Source organism: Rhodococcus sp. (in: high G+C Gram-positive bacteria) (assembly GCF_049591685.1).
GTDB lineage: Bacteria > Actinomycetota > Actinomycetes > Mycobacteriales > Mycobacteriaceae > Rhodococcoides.
Genome location: NZ_JBAWFH010000385.1, coordinates 1 through 2,577, shown reverse-complemented (window position 1 = coordinate 2,577; position 2,577 = coordinate 1). Strand labels below are relative to the sequence as shown.

1 protein-coding gene is annotated in these 2,577 nt (G+C 61.8%); it reads left to right on the top strand.

The window, feature by feature from the left end:
• The first annotated feature begins 392 nt into the window (after nt 1–392).
• Nucleotides 393–1,787, top strand: a complete 1,395-nt coding sequence (locus WBQ44_RS16080) for an IS1380 family transposase (RefSeq protein ID WP_495567671.1) — start codon at nt 393–395, stop codon at nt 1,785–1,787.
• Nucleotides 1,788–2,577: the final 790 nt, after the last annotated feature.

Here is a 2,577-nt window from a genome sequence, read left to right as displayed (position 1 = left end):
GACGTCGGGGTCACAGCGGAGACCTTGGAGGCCTACTGGACCCAGTTGTCGGTGTATGCCGACCTGCTGACCCGGGCAACGGGGGAGCAGGTGAGTCGGGTGGTGTTGGTGTTTGGGAGACCTGATTCGGCTGCCGTTTTGGAGCGAGTGAGGGCCTGAGCGCCGGTCGTCTTGGAGCGAGCGAGGCCTGAGCGTCGGTCGTTCAAAATGTGGTTGTTGAGTAGAATTGGATTCGCACTCAACTAAGCTGAACGCGGTGCATGTACTACTAGCCTCGGGCTTTCACGCCGGTAGGTAGGCGAGGCGTGTCAGAACAGAAGAATGGTGCTCTGAGCTGGAAGAATTCGACTTGCGAAGGTCCAAATTGATCCATCACGAGGAGCACCATTCTGGTGAGCAAGTCTACGTCGCCGTACCCCACCCTGTCCGTCGATGCCTCTGGAACCGGTGTCGTGTCGCACGCCGGAGCGGTGACCTTGCTCCGCACCGCTGAGGTCACCGGACTCACAACTGCACTCTCGCAGAATCTCTCGCCGTGGCGGAAACCGTTGGCGCAGTTCGACCCCGGGAAGATCATCACCGACCTCGCAGTGTCGCTGTCGCTCGGTGGAGACTGCCTCGCCGACATCGCAACCCTGCGCGAACACACGGCAGTGTTCGGGAAGGTGCCCTCCGATCCGACCGTGTCCCGTCTGATCACCGCCTTGGCCGCCCATGCCCCTGCAGTGTTGACCGCGATCGACACCGCTCGTGCATCCGCTCGCGCCGCGGCCTGGGAGCATGCCGGCGAACACGCGCCCGATCACGACGTCACCGCGCAGAACCCGATCGTCATCGACCTCGATGCCACCCTCGTCACCGCACACTCGGAGAAGGAATCTGCAGCCCCGACCTACAAACGAGGATTCGGATTTCATCCCCTGTTAGCGTTCGTAGACCACGGCTGCGACGGGACCGGTGAGCCCGTCGCAGCGTTGCTGCGGCCTGGCAACGCCGGCTCGAACACGGCCGCCGATCATATCGAGCTCACACGAAAAGCACTGGCACAGTTACGCTCTGCAACCGGATCTCGTCCGGGCCGGGCTGTGATGGTCCGTACCGACGGTGCCGGAGCCAGCCACGCATTCATGACATGGCTGCACAACAAGCGGGTGTCGTATTCGATCGGCTTCGGGCTCACCGACGCGATGGTCACCGCGCTGGCCGCCGCTCCCGAGAGCGCGTGGTCGGTCGCCGTCGACCATGCCGAGAAGGTCCGCGACGGCGCGTGGGTCATCGACGCCACCGGCCTACTCGACCTCACGAGATGGCCGGCCGGGATGCGCGTGATCATCCGTAAGGAACGCGCGCACCCCGGAGCGCAGTTGCGATTCACCGACGCCGACGGTCTTCGATTGACCGCCTTCGCCACCAACACTATCCGCGGCCAAATCCAAGATCTCGAACTGCGGCACCGTCGCCGCGCCCGCTGCGAAGACCGAATCCGCACCGCCAAAGACACCGGACTGACCAATTTCCCGTTGCACGGGTTCGACCAGAACCGCATCTGGCTGGCGATCGTCCAGCTCGCCATGGACTTGATGGCATGGACTCAGATGCTCGGCTTCACCGACCACGAAGCACGCAAATGGGAACCGAAACGTGTACGCCTGCGGGTGTTCTCGGTCGCAGGACGCATCTCGACCCATGCCCGCCGCATCCACCTGAAGCTGTCGAAGACCGCGACATGGTCGACTCTGATTGTCACCGCACTGACCCAATTGGCGGCGCTACCCGCGCCCGCCTGACCGCACTTCACCCGACCCGACGACCCGAAAGAACCCCTACCTCAGGCCGTGGATCCGAGCGCTGCCGATCGACATCGGTCGCGCCATCCTGCGCCAACGGGTCCGAAACACAATCTCGACCCGCTCAGACCAGCACATCACCGCGAAGAAAGATCGAGGCTAGAGCGGCGAGCTGAACGGTGCCTTGCGCTACTGCCGTGGATCCGAACGCTGCCATTCGACACCCGCCGAGCCCTCTTATGCCAATGGGCTCGAAATACAATCTCGGTCTGCTCGGACCAGCACTTCACCGGCAAGAAAGCTGGAGAGAGGGCGTGCAAGGCGGAGCATTCGACCCGGATCTGATCGCTGGGTAGAGCAACAACTGTCGGTTGCTCTACCCGCAATCGACTACCGTTTCGTTCCGGTCCCGTTACAGGCGACGCAGTTGACCTTGTTTCCGAAGTCGCTGTGTCCACCTGTTCCGTTGCAGCGGGGGCAGGTGGCACGTGACCATGGTGATTTCGATGTCGACATCTTTTCTCGTTTCTACTTCTGTCCGGTTCCGTTACACGCGGAGCAGTTGACCCAGTTTCCGAAGTCGCTATGTCCGCCACTTCCGCCGCATCGCGGACATGTAGCGCGCATCCACAAAGCCCTCAGTTTCGCCATGGTGTTCCTCTCGAATTCGAAGAATGCTGACATGCACACGTAACCATGTCCGGCCTATTTCCCCTATCCATCGTTTGAACGAACGTGATCCCAGAAGATGCCGGATGGAATGGCCCTAGCGATCTGGCATGAAATCGAC